This window comes from Herbidospora mongoliensis, assembly GCF_001570545.1.
Lineage (GTDB): Bacteria > Actinomycetota > Actinomycetes > Streptosporangiales > Streptosporangiaceae > Herbidospora > Herbidospora mongoliensis.
The window spans coordinates 169,377-195,282 of record NZ_BBXD01000017.1 but is presented as its reverse complement, the minus strand read 5'-3'; the positions used below and the strand labels follow the sequence as shown (position 1 = coordinate 195,282).

The following is a 25,906-nucleotide window of genomic DNA, read 5'->3' as shown; positions in this document are numbered from 1 at the left end:
GACCGGGCGGCTGCCCGCGTATCGAAAGGACGAGACGTGATCCTCCTCTCCGACCCCGTCGTCGCCGGGACCCCGATCAGGGAGTCCGGCGAGCCGCTGATCGACCTGCGTGCCGTCCCGGCCCTGCGGGTCGACCCCCGGATGGCCGCGACAGGACCCGGCCACGCCCACCTGCGCCACGGCGTGGTCGACCGGCTGGTGACGGCCCAGACCTTCCTCCCGCCGGGCCTCTACTTCCTCGTCGTCGAGGGCTTCCGCCCCGTCGAACTCCAGTCCCGTTACTTCGACGCCCACGTCGGCCGCCTCCGGGAGGCGCATCCCGGACAGGACGAGCACTGGTATCACGTCCGGGCCAGCCGCTACATCTCCCCGCCGGAGGTGGCCCCCCACGTGGCGGGCGCGGCCGTCGACCTGACCCTGTGCGACGCCGACGGCCGGGAACTGTGGCTCGGCACCGAGGTCAACGACACCGACACCGAGGCCTGCCACACGGCCGGCCCCGGCGTCACGGGAGAGGCCGCGGAACGGCGGGGAGTGCTGTCGGCGGCCCTGACGACGGCGGGTTTCGTCAACTACCCGACGGAGTGGTGGCACTGGTCGCACGGAGACCGCTACTGGGCCTGCGTGACGGGAGCCGGACACGCCCGCTACGGCCCGGCCCGGCTCCCGGGCGCCTGACGGAGACAGGGCGTCACCGGAGGACCGGTGACGCCCTTTCGGTCACGAAATGCTCGGCGTGGGCTTCTTCTGTGGTTCGCCGGGCTTGGGTACTTCGTTGACCTGCTTGTCTCTCGGCTCGGTCTCGATCTGGTCCTGCGGGGGCGCCTCGACCGACACGTCCGTGCCGAAGTCGATGAAGTCCATCTCCACCGTGTGGCCGTCGGCGAAGGTGATCTCCAGGTGCCTGATCCGGTCCTGGTCGTCGATGTCCACCAGGCCCGAGACCTCCTCGGCCAGGGCGAAGGTGTACCGGGTCCCGTCAGAGACCGATCCCTCCTCCTGGACCTCGGTCGCCGCGCGCAGCTTCGCCAGGGCGGCAGACGGGTCGAGCGGCAGCAGTTTCACCAGTCCGGTCGCGGCGGGCGCCTCCTTGAGTTCGTCGTCGAAGCGCGGGGCGGCGTACCACTTGGCGTCGCCGGGGTCCTTTCCGTAGATCGTGTCCCCGACGAACCTGGTCTCGGCGCCGTCGTTGCGGACGATGACCCCCACCCGCTGGGCGGGATCAAAGGAGCCTGTGAACGTCTTGTCTCCCGATGTGGTCGCGATGCGGTAGCTTTCCGCGGACGTCGTCTCCACGGCGGCCATCACCTGCGCGTTGGCCGATGGGGTCGTACCGGGCATGATCAGGACCAGCGCCGTCACGGCCGCCGCCACGGCGGCCGTGACCGGCAACCACAGCCGGTCGGTGCGGGGCCGGGCCGGCGTGAGCCGGATGCCCGGCGGCCGGTCGGCGCTGGCCTTGGCCAGCAGGGTGCGCAGTTCGTTCTCCGGCATCAGAGCCTCCTCGTCTCGGTTGTTCACCGGAGCACACTCCCTTCGTCCTCGGTCCGGTTGACCAGTCGCCGCATCGCCCGCAGCCCCCGGTGCACGTGCGTCTTGACGCTTCCCGCGGAACACCCCATGAGCGCGGCCACCTCGGCCTCCGGCAGATCGGCGAAGAACCGCAGCACCAACGCCGTCCGCTGCCGCGCCGGCAGCCGCCGCAGCGCGGCCCGCACCTCCTCGGCCACCACCCGCCCCTCCGACAGGTCTCCGGGCGAGACCCGCTCGGGTAACTCGGCCCGGGGGATCTCCCGCCGCCACCGCGCCCGCCACCACGACCGGTGGGTGTTGACCATGATCCGACGCAGATAGGCGTCCGGCTCGGTCGCGGTGTCCAGGCGGGGCCAGACCGCGAGGAGCTTCCCGAGTGAGGTCTGCACGAGATCCTCGGCTGTGTGCCAGTCACCCGTGAGCAGCACGGCCGTCCTCAGGTGGTGGTCGCCCCGGCGTCGGACGAAGTCCGCGAAATCCGCATCCACCCGCGCTCCCTTCTCTGTCGGGATATGTGCCGACCAGGGACACGCCGCGGGACCTGTCCCGCGTTGACACCCGGTTGAGCTTTCCTGGACTCCGGCCCGGGGAGATCGGCCCTATGAGGGAACCGCGGCGGGACATCTGGGTCGTCATCGGCGCGCTGATGCTGTCCCTGTTGCTCGCGGCCCTCGACCAGACCATCGTCTCCACCGCCCTGCCCACCATCGTGCGTGAGTTCGGCGGCCTCGACCACCTGTCGTGGGTCGTGACGGCCTACCTGCTCGCCTCCACCGTCTCCACCCCGCTCTGGGGCAAACTGGGCGACCAGTACGGCCGCAAACCCCTCTTCCAGGCCGCCATCGTCATCTTCCTGATCGGCTCCGCGCTGTGCGGGCTCGCGCAGGACATGACCGGGCTGATCGCCTTCCGGGCACTCCAGGGCCTGGGTGGCGGCGGTCTGATCGTGCTGGCCATGGCCATCGTCGGCGACGTCGTACCGCCCCGGGAACGCGGCCGCTACCAGGGCTACTTCGGCGGCGTCTTCGCCGTGGCCAGCGTCGTCGGACCGCTCGCGGGCGGCCTGTTCGTCGACCATCTGAGCTGGCGCTGGGTCTTCTACGTCAACCTGCCGATCGGCGTGGCCGCCCTGATCGCGGTCGCCGTGACCCTCCCGGCGAAGCCCGACCGCACCCGCCACGTGATCGACTACCTCGGCGCGGTCCTGCTCACGGTCGCGGTCGGCTGCCTGGTGCTGGTCACCACCTGGGGAGGGACCGTGTACGCCTGGACGTCGCCCCCCGTCCTGGTGCTGGCCCTCACGGCCGTCGTCTTCGCGGCCCTGTTCCTCGCGGCGGAAAGCCGAGCCGCCGAGCCGATCCTGCCGCTGCGCCTGTTCCGCCTGCCGGTGGTCGCGGTGACGTCGGCCATGGGCTTCGTCGTGGGGTTCGCGATGCTGGGCGGGCTGGCCTACCTGCCGCTGTTCCTGCAGGTCGTGCACGGGGTGTCGGCGACGCTCTCCGGGGTCTACCTGCTGCCGATGATGGCGGGCCTGCTGGCGACGTCCATCACCACCGGGCGGTTGATCAGCCGGACCGGCCACTATCGGCGCTTCCCCATCGCGGGCATGGCGATCATGACGGTGGCGATGCTGCTGCTGCGCACCCTCGATGAGACCACGTCGATGTGGCTGGTCGGGACGTACTTCTTCGTGCTCGGGTTCGGCATCGGCCTGGTCATGCAGGTGCTGGTGATCGCCGTCCAGAACGTGGTCGACTACAAGGATCTCGGCGTGGCCACCTCGGCGGCGACCTTCTTCCGCTCGATCGGCGGGTCGTTCGGCGTCTCGGTCTTCGGCTCGATCTTCGCCGGGGAACTGGCCTCCCGGGGCGGGAACACCGCCGGACCGCACGCCTACGCCGAGTCGATCAGCGCCATCTTCACCTGGGCCGCGCCGGTGGCCTTCGCGGGCTTCCTGCTGTCCCTGTTCCTGCGCGAGGTCCCGCTCCGGACGACCACCGGGGCCACCGCGACCGAATTCACCCCGCACCCGGACTGCGCGGACTCCTCACAGGCCGAGATCGAACGCGCCCTCACCCTGCTGATGCGCCGCGACCCCTGCGCCAGAGACCTCTACGCCGACCTGGCCCGCCGCGCGGGATACGACTTCTCCGCCGGTACCGCCTGGGTGCTCTGCCGCGTGGCCAGAGAGGGCCACGTCTCCCGCCGGACCCTGGCGGAAAGGGCGGGCGTGGCCGTCGACCGAGGCACGCCGTACACCCAGCCCCTGGTCGACCGGGGCCTGATCGAGCGCTCCGGCGACAACCTGACGATCACCACCACCGGCCGCAGGGCAGCACGACGCCTGGTCGGAATCCGCAGAGCCGCACTGGCCCGGCACCTCGACGGCTGGAACCCCGACAGCAACCCCGAACTGACCGCCCTGCTCACCCGACTGGCCGCCGAGACCGTCGGCGACGACACGGGCGCGACGATCCTTTAATCAGCCTCCTCAGTCAGCGCTTCCAGCATCTCGGTGAGGTGGGCGACCTGGTTTTCCAGCCCCCTGACCCGGGCTTCAAGCTCCGCGACTGTCACCTGCTGGTACGCGCTGGCGATCTGCCTGCTCATGGTGCCTCCGGCGGGCGGAATATCGAGTCGCACGCCAAGCGGCGCGCCATTCAAGCCTCACTTCCCTGTATATCCCGGTTCGCACCTAGGGCAGGTAAAGTCTCTCGCCGCAGTAACCTGCGGGGATGAACGTGTGGCAGGTCCCTACCAAAATCGTGGCCGGAAAAGCCGCCGGGACCCTGATCTGTCTGCTCCTGATCGTTTACGGCTGGCTGACGTCCGACATCCGGCTGGTGATCCTCCTCACCGCCGCCGCGATCGCGCTGGCCTTCTTCACGGCACGTGACCTGCTCGCCCGGGTACGTCTGGTCGCCGACCCCAGCGGCATCATCGTCGTGGCGGGCTTCGCCGGCCGCCGGCGCATCACGTGGAGCGAGATCGACCGCATCCGGGTCGACGAACGCGCCCGCTACGGCCTGAGATCGACGCTCCTGGAGATCGACACCGGCGACGACATCCACCTGTTCAGCCAATACGACCTGGGCGAACCGGTCGTCCCAGTGGCCGAAACCCTCATACGGATGCGCCCCTAAGTCACGCGTTGTCGCTGATCGCCTGCGTTCTGAGCGTAGGTGAGGTATGCCGGAAGCATCCATTCATCCGGGCTTTCGGAAGGACTCACGATGCTGGCGGAAGCTCTCGCCGCGTTGGCCGCCACGGCGGGCAGCGCCGTGGTCACGGCCATGGCGACAGACGCGTGGGAAGACGTGAAGGCCCGGTGCGCGCAGTTGATCGGCCGGGGTGACGGGGAGGCCGCGGGACGCCAGGCGGAGCGCCTGGAATCGGCCCGCGCGGAGCTGCTCGCGGCGGACGACCGCGACCAGACGGCCGGGGCGCTGGAGGCGGCGTGGACCGTCCGCCTGCGCGACTTCCTGGAAGACCATCCCGACGCCGAGGCCCGGCTTCGCGACCTGGTGGAGTTCGCGCAGGCGCACGCCCCGGCGAGCGCGGCCGGGGCGGTGCAGGTCAACGCGAGCGCCTACGACCAGGCCCAGCAGGCCGTGCAGGGCCAGGGCGTGCAGAACGTCAACTTCGGCCCACCTCGATCATGAGCGGCGGAGACGTGAACGCCTCCGCCCATGGGCATTCCCAGATGGGAGTGCTCGGGCAGGGCGTCCAGAACATCTACTTCCAGAACGGTTCCCGGCCCGCGGTGGCCCAGCGTGCCCTGGTGGCCCCGCCGGAGATGGTGGGCCGCGACCGCGAGATCGCGGAACTGGTCGGCAAGGTTCGCGGCGACCGCCCCGTCGTGATCTCGGCTCTGCACGGCATCGCCGGCATCGGCAAGACGGCGCTTGCCCGCGCGGTCGCGGCCGAGATCAAAGACGACTTCCCCGACGCCTGGGTCGAAGTCGACTTCTACGGCTACACGCCAGGCCTGCAACCCGCCGACCCCGGCGCCGTCCTGGCCGACTTGTTGTCCTGGGCCGGGTGGCAGGGCGCGGACATTCCCGTCAGCGTGGGCGCCCGGATGCGGTTGTGGCAGGGCTGGCTCTCCTCGCGCCGGGTCCTGCTGATCCTCGACAACGCCCGTTCCGCCGATCAGGTGCGCCCGCTGCTTCCGCAACACGCACCGGGCTGTCTCACCCTGATCACCAGCCGCGACGACCTCGACGAACTCCACGACGCCGAGCACCTGCGCCTGAACACTCTCGCGTCCGCTGACGCCGTCGACCTGCTCCGCCGCCGTGGCGGGCACGCCGTGCCGTCGCGGATGCTCGACGAGCTCGCCGGGTTGTGCGGTCACCTGCCCCTGACCCTGGAACCCATCGGCCTGCTGCTGGCCAGACAGCCGGCGGCCTTCGTCATCAGCGCGTTGCGCGCCGCCGGAGCCGAGGGCGCACAGCGTTTCCACCATCTCCCCGACATCAGGCAGAAGCTCCAGGCCGCTTTCGCCGTCTCGTTCGACGCGCTGGACGCCGATCGGCAGGAGGCGCTGCTGTGGTGCGCCCGCCATCCGGGGCCGGACTTCGACGCGACCTCCATCGGCGCCATGGCCGAGATCCCGGCCTTCGCCGCGTCCTTCCGGCTCGACGATCTGGCCGGCAAGGCGATGCTCTCCCCGCTGCCGGAGGGCCGGTACACCTTCCACGACCTCTTCCTCGAGTGCGCGAGGGTTTACGACCTGTCGGAGAGGCACCCTGGTCTGGCCCGCCTCTTCGCTCACTTGAGAAAGCGCGTCGTCGCCGCCACCACCTTTCTCTCCTATCAGAAATCTTCGGGCGAAGAGACGGGAGCCTTCGCCGATGTCGACGCCGCGCGAACGTGGTTGAGCGTCGCGAACGGAGAGTTGGGTGAGGCGGCGAAGGCGTCACTTCGTGATGACTCCATCGGCTTTGCAGATTCTGCCGGCCTGGCATTGGGGCTGGCATCTTGGTTCAGAACCAGTGGCCAATACCATCTCGCGGAGGAGCTATATCGCGAGATTCTCCTTCTCGCGTCTGATGACGTGACTGTGCAGGCCGAGGTCCTGATCCATGCGGGTTCGGTCGCGTATCCGCGAGGTGACTTTGAGCGGGCGGTTGAGCTGTATGAGCGTGCTCGGGGTCTGTACGAGGAGATGGGAGACAGTTCAGGTCTGGCCGGCGCGATGAAGGGATTGGGCGATGTGGCGTATGCCCAGGGTGGTTTTGGGCGGGCGAATGACCTGTATGAGCGTGCCCGGGGTCTGTACGAGGAGATGGGAGATCGGCCGGGGCTGGCCCACGCCTTGAAGGACCTGGGCGATGTGGCCTATTCACTGGGCGACTATGGACGGGCGGTCGAGTTGTATGACTGTGCCCTGGGTCTTTATGAGGAGCTGGGAAGTCGGCACGGTCTGGCCAACACCGTCAGGGGATTGGGTGACGTGGCGTATGCCGGGAGTGATTTTGGGCGGGCGGTTGAGTTGTATGAGCGTGCCCGGAGCCTTTATGAGGAGATGGGAGACCGGCTGGGTCTGGCCCTCACCGTCAGGGGATTGGGTGGAGTGGCCTTTGCACAGGGTGATTTCGGGCAGGCGAATGACCTCTGTGAGCGAGCCTGGGGTCTCTATGAGGAAATGGGAAGCCGGCAGGGAACGGCGGACCTTAGTCTGGATATGGCGCGTCTCGCTGAACTCAGAGGTGATGTGAAGTTGGCGATCCATCACTATGAGGCCGCCCGGAAATATTATGAGTCGATAGATTTCTTGGACTGGGTAGACGTTTGTCGAGATGGAATCGGCCGACTTCGGCAGAGCTGAGTAGGTCGGCTCCGCCTCGTCGTTCCAACCTGAACATCTGGCCAAAACCGCCCCATGTGTGATCATTGCCACATGCGGATCGCCGACATCGCCGGTACGGAACTGTTTGTTGAAGGCCCCCGCCAGATCGTCCGGGTCACCCTCGAAGAGGGCCCTCCCGCCCAGGTCGTGATCACCGGTGACGCAGAGGGAACCGCGACCGGCGCCGGCACGGTCGAAGTCGCGGTCATCACCCCCAAAACCCCAGGCGACGTCGCCGCCATCACCGTCACCGTCGGCGACGACAGCCGGGAGACCACCTTCGTCGTCGCCGAACCCGGCTGGACCGTCTGGATGGTCTCCCACTTCCACTACGACCCCGTCTGGTGGAACACCCAGGCCGCCTACACCACCACGTGGAACACCGCGGGCGACGCCGCCCAGGCCAGCCGTTCGGCCTTCCAGCACGCCGGTTTCGAGCTCGTCCAACTGCACCTGGAAACGGCCCGCCGGGAGCCCGGCTACAAGTTCGTGCTGGCCGAGGTCGACTACCTCAAGCCCTTCTGGGACGCCCACCCCGAACACCGCGCCTACCTGCGCAGGCTCATGGACGAGGGCCGCGTCGAGATCATGGGCGGCACCTACAACGAGCCCAACACCAACCTGACCGGTGCCGAGTCGACGATCCGCAACCTCGTCCACGGCATCGGGTTCCAGCGTGACATCCTCGGCGGCGACCCCCGCACCGCCTGGCAGCTCGACGCCTTCGGCCACGACCCCCAGTTCCCGGGCTTGGCCGCCGCGGCGGGGCTGACCTCTAGTTCCTGGGCGCGCGGCCCCTTCCACCAGTGGGGGCCGATGCTGGGCGGCGGTGACCCGAAGCGGATGCAGTTCCCGGCCGAGTTCGACTGGGTCGCCCCGTCGGGTGAAGGGGTGCTGACGCACTACATGCCCGGTCACTACAGCGCGGGCTGGTGGATGGACTCCTCGACCACCGTCGACGAGGCCGCCGCCGAGGTCTACACGTGGTTCCTCGCGCTGAAGGAGGTCGCGGCGACGCGTAACGTCCTGCTGCCGGTGGGGACCGACTACACGCCGCCCAACAAGTGGATCATGGACATCCAGCGGGAGTGGAACGCCCGCTACGTCTCGCCGCGCTTCGTCTGCGGTCTGCCGAAGGAGTTCTTCGCCGCCGTCCGGGCCGAGGAGCACGCCTTCCTGCCGCAGACGCGGGACATGAATCCCATCTACACCGGGAAAGACGTCTCGTTCATCGACACCAAACAGGTCCAGCGCCGGGCCGAGGTGCTGGTCGCCGACGCGGAGAAGTTCGCCACGCTGGCCTCGGTCACGAAGCGGGCCGACTATCCGTTCGCCCTGATGGACAAGGCCTGGCGGCAGCTCGTCTACGGCGCACACCACGACGCGATCACGGGTTCGGAGTCCGACCAGGTCTATCTCGACCTGCTCACGGGCTGGCGGGAGGCGTACACGATCGGTTCCGAGACCCTCGACGGCGCCCTGCGCACGCTCGGTGCGGGGCTGAGCGGGGTGGTGGTCTGGAACCCGTCGTCGTGGCCGCGCACCGACGTCGTCCGGGTACGTCTGTCGCCCCCGCCCGGCTGGCGGGGGATCGCCGAAGCGGCGCTCGTCGAGAACGCCGTCCTCGACGACGACGGGTTCATCACCGAGGCCGACGTCACCTTCCTCGCCGAGGACGTCCCGCCGCTCGGCCACCGGACCTTCTCCTTCACCCCCGGTGGCGCCCCCGGCGGCAACGCCGGCTGGCTGCCCGCCGGGGGCACCACCATCGCCGGCTCCGGCCATGCCATCACCGCCGACCCTGACCGGGGCGGCGCGGTGACGAGTTGGCGGGTGGACGGCAGGGAACTCCTCCAACCCGGCCAAGTAGGCAATGAGCTGGTCGTCCACGACGAATATCCGGCTCACCCGAAATTCCACGAGGGCCCCTGGCACCTGGTGCCCAAGGGGACGAAGGAAGGGTCGTCCGCGCACCCGGCCGAGGTCGTCGCCGAACGGTCCGCACTCGGGGAGCGGCTCGTGGTGAGGGGCGCGTTCGGGTCGGTCAGGTACGTCCAGGAGATCACCCTCTGGCGCGGCCTCAAGCGCGTCGACCTGGTCACCCACCTCGACTTCGACGGCGCCGACCAGCTCGTCAGGCTCCGCTGGCCGGTCGAGATCGACCAGGCCCTGCCGGTCAGCGAGGTGGGGAACGCCGTCGTCGGACGGGGTTTCGCCCACATCGACGCCGACACCGCCGAGCACCCGTGGACCCTCGACAACCCCGCCCACAACTGGTTCGCCCTGTCCGCGACGTGCCGGATCGGCGGCCGGCCCATCGGTGTGGCCGAGATCGTCGCCGGCCCGGACGTCCCGGCGGAACGGTTGCGCGCGCTCGCGGTCGCCCTGGTGAAACAAGGCGTCACGGCCACCGTCTCGCGGGCTGACGGTCCCCGCTACGGCAACCTCGCGGTCGACTCCAACCTGCCCGACGTCCGGATCGCCGTCGGCGAGACGCCCTGGCCGAAAGGCTGGCATCCGGCCGTCAGGCCGCTCGTGGAGGTGTGGGTGCCGAGCGCCGACCTCACGGCCGCGGACGCGCTGCCGGTCCTGTCGATCGGCGCGGACGACCTCGACTCGTTGATCGACGACCTGGCCGACGCGGTCGTCGAGATCGAGGGGGAGTCGTACGAGCCGTACACGATTGGGCTGATCAACCGGGGCATCCCCGGCTTCGCGGTCGAACCGAACGGCGCGCTCAACCTGTCACTGCTCCGGTCGTGTACGGGCTGGCCCTCCGGAATCTGGATCGACCCACCCCGCCGGACCGTCCCCGACGGCACCAACTTCCAGCTCCAGCACTGGACCCACAGCTTCGAATACGCACTGCTCGCGGGCCCCGGCGACTGGCGCGCGACCGGGCTGGTCCGTGCGGGGCACGAGGTGAACCACCCGCTGATCGCCCTCGATCAGGGTGTCACGGGCGAATCGGCCGCGGAGTCGCTCCTCGACGTGCCGGAAAGCCTCGTGCTGACCGCGCTCAAACCGGCGGGCAACCTCATCGCGACCGGACGACTGCCGGGTGAGGTCACCGGGATGACGATGCGGCTGTACGAACCGCATGGGCGTACAGAACACATAGACCTGCCCGGATGGCGGCGGACCGACCTGCTGGAGACCCGCGACGAGCCCGACGCCCCGGTGACCGGTATGGACGTGGTGACCTACTCACAAGACGTCCAAGGCGGCGGAGCGGCCCCGGGCGCCGAGCCGTTCCAGCCGGTTTTCGTCCGATATTGGCTGCACAACACCGGCCCCGCGCCGATCGGCAACATGCCGCTCGCCGTCCACCTCACCCCCGAGACGGTCACGGTCGCGTCGTCGCTGGTGGAGGAGACGGTGACCGGTGAGGTCACGCTCGACGGCACCGAGACCCGCGGCTTCACCCTCGAACCGGGCGCTTTCACGGCCTGGCCGAACGAGGGCTGGACCACGGCCGGACTGAACTTCGACGGCCAGACCTTCGAAGACCGCCTCGGCGACGCCACCCTCGCAGCGGTCACCGAGACCCCGCACCTCACCCTCCGCGCGAGGGAGCGATCGGAGATCGTGATCCGGCTGACCTGCGACGTCCCGGTGCAGGCCCAGCTCATCAGCCCGTGGCACACCTATGAGATGCTCCCGCTCTGGAACACCGGAACAGGCCCGGGAACCACCGAACTCCGCTTCCCGGTCATCGGCGGACACCGGCCGGGGACATGGTGGGCCCTGGTCAAGCTGGGATACGGCGGGAAGGTCCACTACACCGAGCCGGTCACCATCGAGGTCCTCCCATGATCGCCGCGACCGTCGGCGACGAGGTCATCTCGGTCGCCGAGGTCGACCGGCGGATGCGCGACCTGTACGAAGGCCCGCTCGCCGCCCGCCTTCCCCATCCCGCCTCGCCGGAGGGCCGCAACCTGCGCCGCTGGCTGGTCCAGCTCATGACCATGGAACGGGTGGTCGCGCAGGAGTACCGGGACCTTCGAAAGCGCGGCGAATCAGGTCAGACGGCATCTGACGGGCCGGCCGGTGGTCCGGATCAGGTCGCGCCGGTGACTCTGCCGATCGCGCTGCGGACCGGTGGTGTCATCGCCTCCGTTCTGTCCACGCCCGCCGGGCAGAGCCTCTTCACCCGGATCGACGCCGGCCTCCCGCCAGACGAGGTACGCGCCTACTACGACCGCAACCGCGACCGTCACCCCGGCCCGTTCGACGGCGAATCGGCGGGGATCGCAGCTCAGCTCGTACAGGCGAGGAAGGAAACCCTCTTCGTCCGGTGGCTGGAGCGGCGTCACCGCGAGAAGGTCACGCTGATGCCCGGTTTCGAGCACCCGGGGGACCCTCGTCAGCCGGATGCGACACACCGTCACTGAGTCGTGCATTTCAGGACTCTTCCCGGCCTCGGATGGGCAATGATCCCAGCATGGGACGGCAACTCAGCGCGCTCGACGCACAGTTCTTGAACTTCGAAACCGCCACGAACGTGGCGCACATCGCCAGTCTGGCGGTGCTGGAGGATGCGTCGGTCACGCGTGCCGGGATCATCGACCTGCTCAGCTCCCGCCTGCACCTGGCCCCGCCGCTGAAGCGCCGCCTGGTGCGCGTCCCCTTCGGCCTCGACCACCCCTATTGGGACGAGTCGAAGGACGTCGACTTCGACTACCACGTCAGGGAACTGGCCCTCCCCGCCCCGGGCGACGACCACCAGCTGGCCGAACAGGTCGCCCGGCTCCACGCCCGGCGGCTCGACCGCCATCGCCCGCTCTGGGAGATGTACCTGGTCCACGGCCTGGAAGGCGGCCGTTCCGCCATCTACACCAAGGTCCACCACGCGGCCATCGACGGCATCGCCGGCGCCGAGGTGCTGGCCACGCTGATGGACCTGTCCGCAGAACCCCGCGAGGTCGAGCCCCCCGACGACCTCCCGGTCAAGGCCCCGGAGCCCGCGATGATGCTGGGCCGCGGGTTCGAGAAGTTCCTCGACAGCCCGCAGGCGCTGCTCAGGTTCGTGGCCGGCGCGATCCCGAGGCTCGACGAGATTCCGGTGGTGTCCCAGATCCCCGGCACCGGCATGCTGTCGCGCTTCATCCGGGGCGCGGGCTGGCCGGGCGACACCGGTTCGGTCCTGCCGGACCTGCCGAGGCTGACGGTCCCGGTGACCCCCTTCTCCGGCCCGGTCTCCGGCCACCGCCGCTTCGCCTTCGGCCGGCTTCCCTTGGACGCGGTCAAGAAGGTCAAGAACGAACACGGCGTCACCGTGAACGACGTCGTCATGGCCGTGGCCGCCACGGCCCTGCGCCGCTGGCTCTCCCAGCGCGACGAACTCCCGGTCGAGCCCTTGGTCGTCGGCATCCCGTTCTCGTCGAACATGCGCCCCGACCTGGGCAACCAGGTCCTGCTGGCCACCACCACGCTGCCCACCAACGTCTCCGACGCGGAGACCCGGCTGCGGATGATCAGCGCCAACATGGCGACGGTGAAGGAGCGCTTCTCGGTCGCCCCGGCCCGCTGGCTGCTCGACTTCAGCCAGGCCATGCCGGCGGCGCTGAGCGGCCTGGCCGACCGCGCCGCCTTCCGGCTCGCCTCCGGGACGGTGTCGGCGATGAACCTGATGGTGTCGAACGTGCCGGGACCGCAGCTCCCGCTCTACATCCTGGGCTCCAAGATCGTCGCCCACTACCCGCTGTCGGTCATCACCGACGTGAGCGGCGGCATGAACATCACGGTCTTCTCCTACGACGGCTTCCTGGACGTCGGCATCGTCGTCGACCGCGAGATGGTCCCGGACGTCTGGGACTTCATCGACTACATGGAAGACGCTCTGGCCGAGCTCTAACGGTCATCGGCCCAGCTCAGACTGAGTTTCCACGCCGCTGCGCGGGTGTCCGGGTCGTAGGAGGCCTCGGGGGAGCGCGTCTCCTTGTCACGCATGTAGTAGCGGCCGGTGACGCCCTCCATGCCGGGGTCGGTGGCCAGGCGCAGCGCGGCCCCGGCACCCTGCTCGGGCGTGAGCAGACGCCGGTGGATCAGGGACCGGAACGGCGCGAGGACGGCGGGGACGAGGTCGTCGACGATGCCGGTGCTCACGATGCCGGGATGGACCGCGTTGACGGTGACGCCCGCGTCCTGCCAGCGTTCGGCGAACGCGTAGCCGCAGATCGTGGCCAGCAGTTTGGCTCGGGCATAGGCGGCGAAGGGGACGTACCCGTCGGCCGGATTGAGGTCGCGTACGTCGGTGACGCCCGAAAGGTCGAGTGAGACGGGCTGGGGGCGGCCGAACAGCGGCACGGAGCGCGCGTCGGACATCGTGGCCGACACGACGTTGACCACGCGGGCGGTCCCGGCCGCGAGCAGGTGGTTCTCCAGCAGGTGGGTGAGGGTGAAGCCGGCCAGATGGTTGACCGCCAGGTGTGCCTCCACGCCGTCGGCGGTCAGCAGGCGCTCCCGGTAGTGTGCCCCGGCGTTGTTGACGAGCAGGTGCAGGGAGTCGTGGCGCGCGGTGAACCCGGCGGCGAGCCGGTGCAGGTCGGCGCGGGCGGCCAGGTCGCCGGTCAGGATCTCGACGCGGTCGGCGCCGATCTCCCCGGCGATCCGCCGCCGCAGCGCCTGACCGCGCTCGTGGTCGCGGCTGGTGGCGACGACGTGCGCACCGGCCCTGGCCAGTTCGGTGACGATGACCCGGCCCATCCCGCCGGTGCCACCGGTGACGAGGGCGGTGCGGCCGCTCAGGAGGCTCATGACGCGATCCGCGGCGCGCGGCGGAGGTAGGCCGGCTCGACGGTCTCCTTCACGATGAAGTCGGCCAGGTCGGCGCGCGAGACGGCGGTGGTCAGCCGGATGCGCAGGTCGGTGCCGGTGCGGTAGTGGCCGGTCGGCGCGGAGTCCCTCAGCGCGGGTGGCCGGACGATCGTCCAGTCGGTGTCGGAGGCGCGGATCAGCGCCTCCATCGCCTCCTTGTCGCGCATCTTGGCCCCGACCGAGGCCCACAGCGCCAGCGAGTAGGGGGAGCGGTCGCGGCTCTCGGCCGCGCCGTGGGCGCTGACCACGACCAGGCGGCGCGGGCCGGTCGCCTTCATCGCCCGCAGTGCGGAGTGGATGCCGTCGGCGCACACCGTGACGGGTCCGCGCGCCGCGGGGCCCAGGGCGCTGACGACCGCGTCGTGTCCCGCAACGGCCTCGGTGAGGTCACCGAGGCCGGGGATCACCGCGACGGTGAGCCCGGGGGCGGGTGGCAGGGCGCCGGCCCGGCGGGTGACGGCGGTGACGGCGTGACCGGCGCGGAGGGCGGCCTCGACGACGGCCCGGCCGGTGCCTCCCGTGGCGCCGAGGACGACCATCCGGAAGACTTCTGAGTCATTCTGTCTCATAGTCGGAGCTTGCCATCCGCCTGGCTTATGAGTCAACTTGTCTCATAAGATGGGGCGCATGGCCGACACCCCTGATCCGCGCGTCACCCGCAGCCGCGAGGCGATCCTCGCCGCCGCGCGCGACCTCCTGCGTGAGGAGGGACCGTCCGCCGTCACCCACCAGCGGGTGGCCGTCCGGGCCGAGGTCGGCCGCGCCACCGTCTACCGCCACTGGCCCCGCCCGGAACAGTTGCTGACCGACGCGATGGCCGGCGTCCGGATGCCCTTCTTCCTCGACCCGGCCACTCCGGTGCGACCCTGGCTGGAGCGGCAGCTGCGCCTGCTCGCCGACCAGCTGGCCATGCCCGACGTCCTGGCGGTGACGACCGCGCTCGTGCAGGGCGCGCTGTGGGAGCCCGAGGCCGCCGCCCGCCGCGACCAGTTCGCCGCGACCATCGGCCGGCGACTCCGCGCGGCGCTGACACTGGCCGAGCAGGCCGGGGAACTCCGGCCGGCGGGCGATCCCCACGATGCCCCGGCCTTGCTGATCGGCCCCCTGCTCTTCCGCGCGCTGCTCCAGCCCGGCGAGGTGTCCGACGATCTGATCGACCGGATCCTCGACGCCGCGGGCACCTGGACCGACTGACGGCAGCGCCGTGTCAGCACGGCGACGGTCCCGTGTCAGCTCGGCCCGCGACCGTATGTCTCATGAACGGATCCGCGATCGCGGCCACGGGGCTGCGGAAGTCATACAAGGACAAGGTCGTGCTCGACGGCATCGACCTCGACGTCCGGGCCGGCACGATCTTCGCCCTGCTCGGGCCCAACGGCGCCGGCAAGACCACGACGGTGAACGTGCTGAGCACGCTGGTGACCCCCGACGCGGGGACAGTGGTCGTCGCCGGGCACGACGTGAGCACCGAGACCAGGGCGGTGCGCGCGGCGATCGGGGTCACCGGGCAGTTCGCGGCGGTCGACGACCTGCTCACCGGCCAGGAGAACCTGCTGATGATGGCCGACCTCCTGCACCGGCCCAAGGCGGAGGGCCGGCGCGTCGTCGCCGGGCTGCTCGACCGGTTCGAGCTGACCGAGGCGGCGGCCAAGCCGGCGTCGACCTACTCGGGCGGCATGCGCCGCAAGCTCGACCTGGCCATGACGCTGGTCGGCCAGCCGAAGATCATTTTCCTGGACGAGCCCACGACCGGCCTCGACCCGCGCAGCCGCCGCACCATGTGGGAGATCATCCGCGAGCTGGTCGCCGACGGCACGACCATCTTCCTCACCACCCAGTACCTCGACGAGGCCGACCAGCTCGCCGACCGGATCGCCGTGCTCGACCACGGCCGCCTGGTCGCCGAGGGCACCGCCGCCGAGCTCAAGCGCCGGGTCCCCGGCAGCCACATCCGGCTGCGGTTCGCCGACCGGCATGAACTCGACGTCGCGGCGCAGGCCCTGCCCGGGTCCACCCGGGACGACGACGACCTGACCCTGCGCGTCCCCGGCGACGGCGGGGTGCGCTCGCTCCGCGCGCTGCTCGACCGCCTCGACGCCCGATCCATCGACGTGGAGGACCTGTCGGTCCACACCCCCGACCTCGACGACGTCTTCCTCGCCCTGACCGGAGGCCCCAAGTGAACAGCTTCGCCGACTCCACGACCATGCTCCGGCGAAACTTCCGGCACTCCGTCCGGAACCCGGTCGCGATCATCAACGCCCTGCTGCTGCCGCTCTTCCTGATCTTCCTGATGGTGTACGTCCTGGGCGACGGCTTCGACCTCGGCGTCAGCTACATCGACTACGCCACCCCCGGGCTGATCATCATGACCATCTGTTACGGGGTCAGCGCCACCACGGTCGCGGTGAACACCGACATGACGACCGGGTTCATCAACCGGCTCCGCGTCATGGACGTCTCCCGGGCCGCCGTCCTGAACTCCCACGTGATCGTGACCACGCTGCGCAGCCTGCTGGCCATCGCGGTCATCATCGGGATCGCGCTCCTGATGGGGTTCGCCCCGGCGGCGAGCTTCCCGGAGTGGCTGGGCGCGATCGGCGTCATCGTGCTGGCGGTGGTGGCGATCTCCTGGCTGACCGTCGCGTTCGGGCTGGCCGCCAAGACCCCGGAGAGCGCCGGGATCATCGCCGCCCCGCTGATGCTGCTGCCCTTCCTGAGCAGCGCGTTCGTCCCGGCCGAGAAGATGGGGCCGGGTGTGTCGCAGTTCGCCGAATACCAGCCCTTCAGCTCGATCATCGAGGCGCTGCGCGGATTCCTGGCCGGGACGCCGTCGACGGGCGCGGCCGTGGCGGCGGTCGCCTGGTGCGTCGGGATCACGCTGGTCAGTTACGTGTGGGCCCGTGCGACGTTCAGCAAGCGAGTGTGATCTCGGCCAGCTCCCGCCAGTCACGTCCACGGCCATTCTCGAACGCCTCGGTGAACGCGAGTTCACCGAGGCGGTTCTGTGCTTCCGAGGCGATTCTGGCGGCGTCCGGCTGGGAGAGGTCCTGGGTGCCGCGCACGGCATCGGCGGCCCCGAGCAGCCGCGCGGCCTGCTCGTGCTCGCCCTGCCGCAGCGCGACGTCGGCGATCCCGATGAGTACGGAGGAGATCATCGGCGGATATTCGCTCGCCACGGCGGCGCGGAACGCCTCGGTCCGATACTCGCGGGACTCACCGAGATCGTCGGTGAGGTAGCCGTACATGTCCATGGCCGAGGCGCGGATCCAGCCGCCCAGATCGCTGTCGCCCAGCAGCGTCCCGGCCGTGGCCAGGTGGCGGCGGGTCTCCTCCAGGTCGCCGCGCCGGCGGGCCAGCCAGCCCTTCGCGATGGCCAGTTCGGCGAGCACGTTCGGCCAGGTGATGCCGCCCACGAGCCGCTGCGCCTCGGCCATCGCGGCCGCACTCGCCGGCTCGTCGCCGAGCAGCCAGTGGAGCTGGGCCTGCCGGGCCCGCAGGCCGACCACGTCCTCGGTCGAGTTGACCTCGGTCAGCGCCGTGACCGCCTCGTCGATGAGCCCGCACGCGCGCCCGAAGTCGCCGCGCATGGCGAGCCGGTCGGCCAGGAAGGCCAATGCGGACGAGATGCCCCACCGGTCACCCACCGCCCGGAACTCGGCGAGGGCGATCTCGATGTCGGTGTCGACGCCGGTCGCGTCGCCGCCGATCGTGAGCCGCAGCCGGGCCCGGCTGAGCCTGGCCTGGGCGCTGACCCACGGGTCGTCGTCCGAGACCAGCGGGTCGAACGCGGACAGGAAGTTCTCCGGATCCCGCAGTATCCGCTCCAGCGGGACGATGAACCCGAGCATCTGGTGGCGGAACCCGCCCTGCTGTGCCAGCCGATAGGCCTCGAAGATCCACTTCTCCGCCTGGAACTGGTCGCCGCCGAGCCCCGAGGTGACGAACATCGTGACGATCATGTACGCCCGCGCCCGCACCTCGTCGGACACGTCACCGGGCAGGGACGCCGCCGCGACGCTCAGCTCGGTGCCCTCGGCCCGGTGCCCGCTGAGATACCAGTACCACCCGGCCGCCGCGGCCAGCCGCATGGCCTCCTCGGCCCAGCCGTCGGCGAGGGCCCCGCGCAGGGCCGCGCCGATGTTGTCGTGCTCGGCCTCCAGCGTGGCCAGCCATTCGAGCTGCCCGGCCCGCCGCAGGTGCGGATCGGCCGTCTCGGCCAGTTCGGTGAAGTAGGCGAGGTGGGCCCGGCGGGCCGATTCGGTCTCCCCGGCCTCGGCGAGCCGGTCGGCGGCGTACTCCCTGATGGTGCCGAGCATCCGGTAGCGGGGCGTGCCCGCGCCGTCGGCCAGCAGCAGCGACTTCTCGACCAGCGCGGTCAGCAGGTCCTCGTCGCCGCAGACCCGTTCGGCCGCTTCCAGCCCGGCCCCGCCGGCGAATACCGACAGCCGCCGCAGCACGCCGCGCTCCTCCTCGGTCAGCAGATCCCAGCTCCAGTCGACGACCGCGCGCAGCGTCCGGTGCCGGGCCAGCGCGGTCCGGCTCCCGCCGGTCAGCAGCCGGAACCGGTCGTCGAGCCGGTGCGCCAGCTGGTCGACGGACATGGTGCGCAGCCGGGCCGCCGCGAGTTCGATCGCCAGCGGCATCCCGTCGAGCGCCCGGCAGATCCGCGCCATGGCGGCCAGCGCGGGCTCGTCGGCGCCGATGTCCTTGCGCACCAGGGCCGCGCGGTCGCGCAGCAGCCGCACCGCCGACGCGGCCGCGAGCGGCTCGACCTGCCACAGCACCTCGCCGGTGATGCCGAGCGGCTCGCGGCTCGTGGCCAGGATCCGCAGCCGCTGGCACTCGCCCAGCAGCCGGTCGGCGAACGCGGCGGCCGCCTCGATCACGTGCTCGCAGTTGTCCAGGATCAGCAGGATCGAACGGTCCCGCAGCGCCGCGATGAGCCGGTCGATCGGCTCCCCGGCCCGTACACCCCCGAGCAGGGCCTGGTCACGCAGGCCGATCGCGGTCAGCGCGGCCTGGGCCAGGTCGGCGCCCTCCCGGACGGGGGCCAGCTCGACCAGCCACGCCCCGTCGGGCAGGTCGGCGAGCATGGTCCGCGCGGTCTCGGCGGCGAGCCGGGTCTTGCCGGTGCCGCCCATGCCCGTCAGGGTGACCAGCCGGTGGTCGGCGGCCAGGCCCGCGATCTCGGCGACCTCGTCGTCCTTGCCGACGAAACTGGTCAGTTCGGCGCGCAGGTTGGTCTGGCGCTGCTCCGCGCCCACCTCGCCCCGCAGCAGCGCGGTGTGCAGGGCGGTGAGCTCGGCCGACGGATCGACGCCCAGCTCCTCGGCGAGATGCTCGCGGGTGCGCTGGTAGACGGTCAGCGCCTCGGTGCCGCGCCCCGCCTCGGCGAGCGCCCGCATCAGCGCCGCCGCGAACCCCTCGCGCAGCGGATGGGTGGCGACCAGGTCGGTCAGCTCGGAGACCAGCTCGGAACCGTGGCCGAGGCGGAGGTCGGCGTCCACCCGGTCGCCGAGCGCGGCGAGGTGGAGTTCGTCCAGCCGGGCGACGGCGGCGTCGAAGGTGTCGCTGCCGCGCAGCGCGATGTCCGCCATGGCCTTGCCCCGCCACAGCGCCAGGGCCGAGCGCAGCAGCTCCGCCCGCGCCGGCGGCTCGGCCGACCGGGCCTGACCGACCAGGCGCTCGAACCGGGAGACGTCCACCGCGTCGGGGCCCACGGCCAGCCGGTAGCCGCCCGCGTCGGCCTCGATCACTCCGTCGGGCAGCACTCTGCGCAGCCGGGACACCAGCGCCTGGACGGCGTTCACCGCGTCCGACGGCGGCTGTTCGCCCCAGATCCAGTCGACCAGCCGCCCCCGGGTGACGATCCGGCCGGGTTCGAGGGCGAGCGCGGCCAGCAGCGCCCGCAGCCGCGCCCCGGGCACCTCTACGACGGACCCGTCACCGTTGCGGACCTCGAACGGCCCGAGCAAATCAACACGCACCCGGCCAATAGTGCCGGACCTTGTCAGTGGCCGTGATGAGGGCCTTGCGCCGTCCCCGCTATTCAGCGTTACTATGTACTAGTAGCTAGCAACACTGAATAGCTCAAAGGGGGTGCAGTGGGCAAGCAGCTGACGGAGATGCTCAAGGGAACCCTTGAGGGCATCGTCCTGGCTCTCCTGCTCGGCCGGCCGGCGTACGGCTACGAGATCACGGCCTGGCTGCGGGACCAGGGCTTCTCCGACATCGCCGAAGGCACCATCTACGCGCTGCTCGTCAGGATCGAGCAGCGCGGCCTGGTCGACGTGGAGAAGGTCCCGTCCGAGAAGGGGCCGCCGCGCAAGGTCTACTCCCTGAACGCGCAGGGACGGGCCTATCTCGAAGAGTTCTGGAGGAACTGGAGCTTCCTCACCGAACGTCTCGAACAGCTCCGCGAAGGAGAACAGACATGACCGCAGAACACGAGGGGCGCTACCGGAAGTGGCTGGAGGCGGTCGTCGGACCGCTCGACCAGAAGAGGCAGTACCGCCAGGTCAAAGCACGCATGGAGCAACTCCCCGGCGGCTACCGTAAGGCGGTCGAGGCGCTGGAGCGCTACATGCTCTACTTCGGGCCGGGCAGGGCGGAGCCCTTGCTGGCCATGCTGACCGACCTCGCCGAACTCTTCGAGCAGAGCGTGGCGAACGGGACCCCGGTCCGCGCGATCGTCGGAGACGATCCCGTGGAGTTCGCCGAGGAGTTCCTCAAGAACTACCCGGAGGGGCAGTGGATCAGCCGGGAGCGCGAGCGGCTGACCAACGCCATCAATCAGGCCGCGGGAGACCAGTCCTGACGCGGACCAAGCCGGTCGCAAGGTTGCTCCAAGTGACGATCTCTACCGTCGTGACCATGAGAAAGACACTGATCGCCCTGGGCCTGGCCGCGTCGGTCGTGGCGGCCCAGGCCCCGGCCGGGGCCACCACCGGCATCCACTGGGGTCCCGTCGAGTCGACGAACGGCCGCGCCGCCGCCGACGTCTGGATCACGCCGTTCAAGGCGGAGACCTTCGTCGTGTACGGAAAACTGCGCGACAGGGCCCCGGCGCACTGCGCCTACATCCGGGCGCGCTTCCACTACACGGGCGGCGGCACCGGCTGGAGCCGGGCGAAGACGACGTGCTCGACGGCGTCCTTCAAACTCAGCTCGGACGGCCGGATCAAGCGCGCCGACGTGAAGGTCTGTCTCTCCAAGGGCAGGACGACCTCGCGCTGCTACACCGAGAAGATCACGCCCGAGATCATCGCCGGCTGGCCTCAGTAGGCGCTGAAGTAGGACCCGTCCCCGGACTTCCCGGTCACCGCGCCCACACAGCGGTAATAGTGGTCACCCGCCGCGAACGACTCCTTCGTCGGCGGCAGCACATCGGGTGACCACTGGTCGGCCGTCACCCTCGCCGCCGCCCCCTGCCGGGACGCCAGCAACGTCCGCATCGAGCAGAGTTTGGCCACCGTGGGGTGTTTGACCAGGTTGTTGGCGTTCCACGTGATGGCGTCCGACGGCATCGGCGCGATCGCGAACGTCTCGTACGCGTGCTGCGCCTCGCACCCCACGCGGGGAGCGGTGACCGACCCCTGCAGGCTGAGGATGCTCTCCCAGCACTCGGGCACCTTCACACAGGCGGCGCCCTCGACGGTCTCGGCCGCCGCGCAGTTCTCCGTGTACGTCTCCACGTTCGGACCCGACGCCGGTTGGGCGCCGCCTTCCACGGCGTTGACCTGCGCGGGGCCGTCGGTGATGGTCTCCGTGATCGCTGCCTGGCCCTCGATCACGTAGTAGGCCACGCCGCCGCCCAGTAACAGCGCGAAGAACACCGCGGCGATGACGAACCCGACCGCCGACGTCCGCCGGGCAGGTGGGTGACCAGGGGGTCGATAGGCGGGCCGCTGCCCCGGGTGGGTGGGCGCGTAGTGCTGCACCGGCCCGTGCTTCGGGCTGTGGGTGGCGGGCCCGCCGACCCGTACATCCTGGAAGGGAGGCCGCAGGGGCGGCGGCTGGTAGGGCGGGGGAGCGGGCACCGGCGGCACCGGCCGCGCGGAGGTCGCGTTGCCGTCGGCGTCGAGCGCGGCCAGCGCGTCGCGGAGCTCGGCGGCGGTCTGGGTGCGTCGCGCGGGATCGGTCACCAGGGCGTGCCGCAGCACGTCGAGCAGCCCCTGCGGCACCCCGGGAATGTCGGGCACCGGCTGCCGGTGCAGCGCCATGATGACCGCGATGTTGGCGACGCCGTTGGCCGGGAACCGGGGCGGCCGTCCGTTCAGCAGCGCGTAGAACATGGCCGCGAGCGAGTAGACGTCGCCCTGAGCCGTGGGCTCCACCAGCTCGAACGCCTCCGGCGGTGCGTAGGCCGGCGTGAGCGACTCCCGGGTGACCGACAGCTCGGCGCCCTCGCCCTTGGACGGCATCGTGGCCAGCCCGAAGTCGGAGAGGGCGACGTGCCCATACGCGTTGATCAGGACGTTCGCGGGCTTGATGTCACGGTGCAGCACCCCGGCGGCGTGCGCGGCGGCCACGGCATCGGAGATCTTGATCCCGATGTCGCGCACCTCACGTACGGAGAAGGGCCCGTGGTTCTTCAGCCGGTCGGCGAGAGACCCGCCCGGACACAGCTCCAGCACCATGAACGGACGCCCGTCCCCCAGGACGCCGGCGTCGTAGACGTCGGCGACGTTGGGGTGCCCCGACAGGGCCCCGGCCGAGGTGACCTCGCGCATGAAGCGCCGCCGGTCACGATCGTTGACCAGGACCCGGTTGTCGATCTTCAGCGCAACCTCACGGCCGACGGCGAGCTGCCGGGCCCGATACACGATGCCGAACCCGCCCTGGCCGAGGATGTCGGACACCTCATAGCCCTGGACGAGCGGGCCGCTCGCCTCACTCATGGCCGGGACATTACCCTACAAGTTCACTCTCCGAATCGGGACAACCGCCCTTTGGACCGGGCGTGCCGCAGCGTCGCGGAGTAGAGCCAGAGCGCCACCCCGACGTACACGACATCGAGCCCCATCGCGAGAGCCAGCGTGTCCCACGGAATGGGCGCGCCCCCGAGCACCGCCCGCATCCCCTCGAACACATGCGTGGCCGGAACCGCCGTGGCCAGCCACTGCAGCACCTCGGGCAGGACGGAGACGGGATAGAACACCCCGGCGATCGGCTGGAACACGAACACCAGGCTCCACGCGATGACCTGCGCCCCCTCCCCGAACCGCAGCACCGCCGAGATCGCCACCAGCGCCAGCGCCCATCCGAGCACCAGCAGCACCGCCATGAACGGGATCAGCCCGATCCCGATGGTGAACAGCCCGAACCCGTAGAGCACATAGGCGAGCGTCGTCATGACGGCGAGCCCACCGGCGATCTTGATCAGCGAGAACAGGATCAGCCCGGTGACGTATTCACCCGGCGTGACAGGGGTGACATGCAGGTTGATCAGATTGCGGCTCCAGACGTCCTCGAGGAACCCGATCGACACCTCGTTGGACGCCCGATGCAGCACCTGCCAGAGCAGCACCGCCCCCAGCAGCATCGACACAATGAACGGCACCTTGTTGGCCTGGAGGAAGAGGGTGACGTACCCCCACACCACCAACTCGATGACCGGCCAGAACAGAATCTCGAACACCCGGATCGGGCTCCTGCGCATCGCGGCGAGATCCCGATAGACCACTCCGGCGATCCGCCGCCACCGGGCGTTGACGCTGTGCGGCTCGAAAGCGATGGCCGTCACGCCGGCACCCCCTCTCGCGCGACCTTGAGAAACACTTCTTCCAGGTCGACGACCCCGAAGTCCGCCGCCAGCGAGGCCGCCGACCCACTGGCCACGATCCGTCCGGCGGAGAGGAAGTGAATGGTGTCGCACATCCGCTCGACCTCCCGCATGTTGTGCGACGTGATGAGCAGCGCCTTCCCCGTCTCCCGCGCGACCCCCACGAGCAGCGCCCGGATGCGTTCCCCCGCGTCCGGATCGAGCGCCGCCGTGGGCTCGTCGAGAATCAGCAGCTCGGGATCGTTGAGCAGCGCTTTGGCGAGCTGAACCCGGGTGTGCTGCCCGGAGGACAGATCCCCCGTCCGCCGCTTGAGCAGCGGCCCGATCTCCACGAGCTCGGCGACGTCGGCGACCCGCTTACGCGGATCCCGCAATCCATAGAGCCGCGCGAACGAATTCAGCACCTCCCGCACGTGCAGCACCCCAGGCAGCCCGAGATAACTGGCCGAGAAGTTCACCCGGCTCAGCACTTCGGTCCGATGGCGCTGCAGGTCGAGCCCGAACATCGTGATACCGCCGGAGTCAGGGGTGACGAGCCCGAGCAGCATGTGAAGAGTGGTGGATTTCCCGGCGCCGTTGGGCCCGAGCAGTCCAGTGATCTCGCCCTGCCCGACGGTGAGACTGACCCCGTTCACGGCATGGACCGGCCCGAACCGTTTGGTCAGGGATTGGGCTTCAAGAATGGCCACCGGGCCCACGATCCGTTGGAGAACCATCCCGCCGCAACGCATTTTCTTACCGTGCTCTTTTGTACGGCTCCCGCCTCTCGTGCCACCGACCGACCACGAGGAGCACTATTGACAAGATCCACAACCCCTCGGAAGATCTGGCCCGATGCTCCGCTTTTACGTACGAATCATCAGCGCCGACGGCGACCCGCAGGAGGTCACCGACGCGACGGGGATCACCCCCGACCGGACGTTCCGGGCGGGCGAGATCGGGCCGTCGGGCGAGCCGCGCACGTCCACCGTGTGGTCGGCCGCCCTGACGGGCGTGCCGGAGGTACCGCGCGACGAGATCTTCGGCTGGGCCCCCGACATCGTGACGAGGCTCCGGACGCTCGTGGATCAGGGCTGGCGGCTCTCCGTGGTGCTGGCCCCGGCGTCCGCCGAAGACGACCCCGACATGACCAAGGGCTTCGATATGCCGCTTGTGAGGATGTGGTCGTCGCTCCGCACCGAGATTCCGGAGTGGCCCCCCGTCCGGGAGATGAGCGAGGAGTTCGTCGCCCGCGACCTGGCGGCCTGCGGTGTACGGCTGATCGAGATCCAGCGGGGCACCGGCGTACCACCCCAGATGGCCGCCCGGATCGCCACGGTCGGACCCGAGGAGGGCAGGCAGGATCAGATCTTCGAGGTCGACGACCCCGATCTGGCCGTCACGTTCAACCGCGCCTGGCACACGGCGGCGGTGGAACACGGCCTGTTCTCCGACGGGGAGCGCTTCCTGATCGCGTTGGAGCCGGGCGTGGACCCCGACTTCTTCCGGGCCCGCGAGGAGTCGGGGTCGTCCCACAACCCCCGATGGTGGGAGATGGTGTGGGCGCTGGTCGAACTGGAACCCGGCTGGGACCTGGGAGGAGCGGGCTCCCGATCCCGAGTCCTGGGCTCTCATGGCCATCCGGCCTTCGACCTGTCCTCGGTCGACGGCTCGGTCTTCATCGGCGCCACCTGGTGGGAGGACGACACCCTGAGCCTGATGGTGCTGCCGCACCCCCACCGCGCGGACATTCTCCGCGTGCAGGCGCTCAGGATCCTCGACGGGTCGACCCTGGACTCGGAGAACGACGACCTCAGGACGTGGCTGGAACGGTAGTGGTAACCCCCCTGCGTTCCAGCAGGTGACGCATTTTCAGGACGACCCCGGGTGTGAGAGCCTCTCCAGACCTGTTCATCGCGCCGGCGGAACAAAGG

Annotated in this window: 24 protein-coding genes; 15 read left to right on the top strand and 9 right to left on the bottom strand. The window is 70.0% G+C overall.

The features are described from left to right. Positions 1-36 precede the first annotated feature (36 nt). Positions 37-678 (top strand): M15 family metallopeptidase, encoded by a 642-nt coding sequence (locus AW272_RS25515; protein ID WP_066370009.1) that lies wholly within the window; start codon positions 37-39, stop codon positions 676-678. 42 nt (positions 679-720) lie between these two features. Here the strand turns inward: AW272_RS25515 and AW272_RS25510 are convergent, their stop codons facing one another. Next, positions 721-1,521, bottom strand: a complete 801-nt coding sequence (locus tag AW272_RS25510) for a hypothetical protein (protein ID WP_066370007.1) — start codon at positions 1,519-1,521, stop codon at positions 721-723. Then, positions 1,518-2,021, bottom strand: a complete 504-nt coding sequence (locus tag AW272_RS25505) for a SigE family RNA polymerase sigma factor (protein ID WP_083958657.1) — start codon at positions 2,019-2,021, stop codon at positions 1,518-1,520. Before AW272_RS25505 ends, AW272_RS25510 begins: the two co-directional genes overlap by 4 nt. Before the next feature lie 113 nt (positions 2,022-2,134). Between AW272_RS25505 and AW272_RS25500 the strand changes: the two genes are divergently transcribed. Further along, complete coding sequence (locus AW272_RS25500; protein ID WP_066370001.1) at positions 2,135-4,015, top strand: MFS transporter; 1,881 nt, start codon at positions 2,135-2,137, stop codon at positions 4,013-4,015. Here the strand turns inward: AW272_RS25500 and AW272_RS45695 are convergent. Then, a complete protein-coding gene (locus tag AW272_RS45695; protein WP_275527315.1) occupies positions 4,012-4,143 on the bottom strand; it encodes a hypothetical protein in 132 nt (43 codons plus the stop codon). The genes AW272_RS25500 and AW272_RS45695 overlap by 4 nt on opposite strands. Before the next feature lie 125 nt (positions 4,144-4,268). Between AW272_RS45695 and AW272_RS25495 the strand changes: the two genes are divergently transcribed. The 6 genes from AW272_RS25495 (at position 4,269) to AW272_RS25470 (ending at position 13,244) form a co-directional block, all read left to right on the top strand. Continuing rightward, a complete protein-coding gene (locus AW272_RS25495; protein ID WP_066370000.1) occupies positions 4,269-4,676 on the top strand; it encodes a PH domain-containing protein in 408 nt (135 codons plus the stop codon). Positions 4,677-4,766: 90 nt separating this feature from the next. Further along, a complete protein-coding gene (locus AW272_RS25490; protein ID WP_066369998.1) occupies positions 4,767-5,195 on the top strand; it encodes a hypothetical protein in 429 nt (142 codons plus the stop codon). An 11-nt stretch (positions 5,196-5,206) separates the two neighbouring features. Next, positions 5,207-7,366, top strand: coding sequence for a tetratricopeptide repeat protein (locus AW272_RS25485; RefSeq protein WP_169807619.1), 2,160 nt, complete (start codon positions 5,207-5,209; stop codon positions 7,364-7,366). 72 nt (positions 7,367-7,438) lie between these two features. Then, positions 7,439-11,203, top strand: coding sequence for a glycoside hydrolase family 38 N-terminal domain-containing protein (locus AW272_RS25480; protein ID WP_066369994.1), 3,765 nt, complete (start codon positions 7,439-7,441; stop codon positions 11,201-11,203). Further along, the gene (locus AW272_RS25475; RefSeq protein WP_066369992.1) at positions 11,200-11,781 is read left to right on the top strand and encodes a DUF7158 domain-containing protein; all 582 of its coding nucleotides are present in this window, start codon (positions 11,200-11,202) and stop codon (positions 11,779-11,781) included. The genes AW272_RS25480 and AW272_RS25475 overlap by 4 nt, the downstream gene beginning before the upstream one ends. A 50-nt stretch (positions 11,782-11,831) precedes the next feature. Then, positions 11,832-13,244: a WS/DGAT/MGAT family O-acyltransferase gene (locus AW272_RS25470; protein WP_066369990.1), complete on the top strand. Its 1,413-nt coding sequence runs from the start codon at positions 11,832-11,834 to the stop codon at positions 13,242-13,244. Here the strand turns inward: AW272_RS25470 and AW272_RS25465 are convergent. Further along, the gene (locus tag AW272_RS25465; protein WP_066369988.1) at positions 13,241-14,146 is read right to left on the bottom strand and encodes an SDR family NAD(P)-dependent oxidoreductase; all 906 of its coding nucleotides are present in this window, start codon (positions 14,144-14,146) and stop codon (positions 13,241-13,243) included. The two genes, AW272_RS25470 and AW272_RS25465, sit on opposite strands and share 4 nt — an antisense overlap. Continuing rightward, positions 14,143-14,775: an NAD(P)-dependent oxidoreductase gene (locus AW272_RS25460; protein WP_066369986.1), complete on the bottom strand. Its 633-nt coding sequence runs from the start codon at positions 14,773-14,775 to the stop codon at positions 14,143-14,145. Before AW272_RS25460 ends, AW272_RS25465 begins: the two co-directional genes overlap by 4 nt. 58 nt (positions 14,776-14,833) lie before the next feature. On the opposite strand from AW272_RS25460, the gene AW272_RS25455 reads away from it, so the two are divergent. The 3 genes from AW272_RS25455 to AW272_RS25445 all read left to right on the top strand — a co-directional run bounded on the left by AW272_RS25455 (position 14,834) and on the right by AW272_RS25445 (position 17,135). After that, positions 14,834-15,400, top strand: a complete 567-nt coding sequence (locus AW272_RS25455; protein WP_066369984.1) for a TetR/AcrR family transcriptional regulator — start codon at positions 14,834-14,836, stop codon at positions 15,398-15,400. 62 nt (positions 15,401-15,462) lie between these two features. After that, on the top strand, positions 15,463-16,389 hold the full coding sequence (locus AW272_RS25450) for an ATP-binding cassette domain-containing protein (protein WP_066369983.1): 927 nt from the start codon (positions 15,463-15,465) through the stop codon (positions 16,387-16,389). Continuing rightward, on the top strand, positions 16,386-17,135 hold the full coding sequence (locus tag AW272_RS25445) for an ABC transporter permease (RefSeq protein WP_218011055.1): 750 nt from the start codon (positions 16,386-16,388) through the stop codon (positions 17,133-17,135). The genes AW272_RS25450 and AW272_RS25445 overlap by 4 nt, the downstream gene beginning before the upstream one ends. Here AW272_RS25445 and AW272_RS25440 read toward each other — a convergent pair. Further along, entirely contained in the window at positions 17,119-20,196 is a 3,078-nt protein-coding gene (locus AW272_RS25440; RefSeq protein ID WP_066369981.1) for an AfsR/SARP family transcriptional regulator, read from the bottom strand. The genes AW272_RS25445 and AW272_RS25440 overlap by 17 nt on opposite strands. Positions 20,197-20,313: 117 nt before the next feature. Here AW272_RS25440 and AW272_RS25435 point away from each other — a divergent pair, with 117 nt between their 5' ends. From AW272_RS25435 to AW272_RS25425, 3 genes are read left to right on the top strand one after another with little or no spacing between them, the layout of a single operon-like run. After that, complete coding sequence (locus AW272_RS25435) at positions 20,314-20,646, top strand: PadR family transcriptional regulator (RefSeq protein ID WP_066369980.1); 333 nt, start codon at positions 20,314-20,316, stop codon at positions 20,644-20,646. Beyond that, the gene (locus AW272_RS25430) at positions 20,643-21,026 is read left to right on the top strand and encodes a DUF1048 domain-containing protein (RefSeq protein WP_066369972.1); all 384 of its coding nucleotides are present in this window, start codon (positions 20,643-20,645) and stop codon (positions 21,024-21,026) included. The genes AW272_RS25435 and AW272_RS25430 overlap by 4 nt, the downstream gene beginning before the upstream one ends. A 56-nt stretch (positions 21,027-21,082) precedes the next feature. Further along, positions 21,083-21,493 (top strand): hypothetical protein, encoded by a 411-nt coding sequence (locus AW272_RS25425; RefSeq protein WP_157518768.1) that lies wholly within the window; start codon positions 21,083-21,085, stop codon positions 21,491-21,493. Here the strand turns inward: AW272_RS25425 and AW272_RS25420 are convergent. The 3 genes from AW272_RS25420 to AW272_RS25410 are packed head-to-tail and all read right to left on the bottom strand — an operon-like array spanning position 21,487 to position 24,682. Beyond that, entirely contained in the window at positions 21,487-23,109 is a 1,623-nt protein-coding gene (locus tag AW272_RS25420) for a serine/threonine-protein kinase (protein ID WP_066369969.1), read from the bottom strand. The genes AW272_RS25425 and AW272_RS25420 overlap by 7 nt on opposite strands. A gap of 23 nt (positions 23,110-23,132) precedes the next feature. Next, positions 23,133-23,954 (bottom strand): ABC transporter permease, encoded by an 822-nt coding sequence (locus tag AW272_RS25415; protein WP_083958656.1) that lies wholly within the window; start codon positions 23,952-23,954, stop codon positions 23,133-23,135. After that, positions 23,951-24,682, bottom strand: coding sequence for an ABC transporter ATP-binding protein (locus AW272_RS25410; RefSeq protein WP_218011054.1), 732 nt, complete (start codon positions 24,680-24,682; stop codon positions 23,951-23,953). The genes AW272_RS25415 and AW272_RS25410 overlap by 4 nt, the downstream gene beginning before the upstream one ends. Positions 24,683-24,827: 145 nt before the next feature. Here AW272_RS25410 and AW272_RS25405 point away from each other — a divergent pair, with 145 nt between their 5' ends. Next, positions 24,828-25,808 carry a hypothetical protein gene (locus tag AW272_RS25405; RefSeq protein WP_066369965.1) on the top strand — a complete coding sequence of 327 codons (981 nt, stop codon included), beginning with the start codon at positions 24,828-24,830 and terminating at the stop codon, positions 25,806-25,808. Positions 25,809-25,906 lie beyond the last annotated feature (98 nt).

What these genes read in the sequence shown, in the direction of transcription:
- AW272_RS25495 (WP_066370000.1), top strand. Translation starts at nt 4,269, where the DNA reads ATGAACGTGTGGCAGGTCCCTACCAAAATCGTGGCCGGAAAAGCCGCC.
- AW272_RS25480 (WP_066369994.1), top strand. Translation starts at nt 7,439, where the DNA reads ATGCGGATCGCCGACATCGCCGGTACGGAACTGTTTGTTGAAGGCCCC.
- AW272_RS25475 (WP_066369992.1), top strand. Translation starts at nt 11,200, where the DNA reads ATGATCGCCGCGACCGTCGGCGACGAGGTCATCTCGGTCGCCGAGGTC.
- AW272_RS25470 (WP_066369990.1), top strand. Translation starts at nt 11,832, where the DNA reads ATGGGACGGCAACTCAGCGCGCTCGACGCACAGTTCTTGAACTTCGAA.
- AW272_RS45695 (WP_275527315.1), bottom strand. Translation starts at nt 4,143, where the DNA reads ATGAGCAGGCAGATCGCCAGCGCGTACCAGCAGGTGACAGTCGCGGAG.
- AW272_RS25500 (WP_066370001.1), top strand. Translation starts at nt 2,135, where the DNA reads ATGAGGGAACCGCGGCGGGACATCTGGGTCGTCATCGGCGCGCTGATG.
- AW272_RS25420 (WP_066369969.1), bottom strand. Translation starts at nt 23,109, where the DNA reads ATGAGTGAGGCGAGCGGCCCGCTCGTCCAGGGCTATGAGGTGTCCGAC.
- AW272_RS25460 (WP_066369986.1), bottom strand. Translation starts at nt 14,775, where the DNA reads ATGAGACAGAATGACTCAGAAGTCTTCCGGATGGTCGTCCTCGGCGCC.
- AW272_RS25455 (WP_066369984.1), top strand. Translation starts at nt 14,834, where the DNA reads ATGGCCGACACCCCTGATCCGCGCGTCACCCGCAGCCGCGAGGCGATC.
- AW272_RS25405 (WP_066369965.1), top strand. Translation starts at nt 24,828, where the DNA reads ATGCTCCGCTTTTACGTACGAATCATCAGCGCCGACGGCGACCCGCAG.
- AW272_RS25450 (WP_066369983.1), top strand. Translation starts at nt 15,463, where the DNA reads ATGAACGGATCCGCGATCGCGGCCACGGGGCTGCGGAAGTCATACAAG.
- AW272_RS25490 (WP_066369998.1), top strand. Translation starts at nt 4,767, where the DNA reads ATGCTGGCGGAAGCTCTCGCCGCGTTGGCCGCCACGGCGGGCAGCGCC.
- AW272_RS25430 (WP_066369972.1), top strand. Translation starts at nt 20,643, where the DNA reads ATGACCGCAGAACACGAGGGGCGCTACCGGAAGTGGCTGGAGGCGGTC.
- AW272_RS25465 (WP_066369988.1), bottom strand. Translation starts at nt 14,146, where the DNA reads ATGAGCCTCCTGAGCGGCCGCACCGCCCTCGTCACCGGTGGCACCGGC.
- AW272_RS25425 (WP_157518768.1), top strand. Translation starts at nt 21,083, where the DNA reads ATGAGAAAGACACTGATCGCCCTGGGCCTGGCCGCGTCGGTCGTGGCG.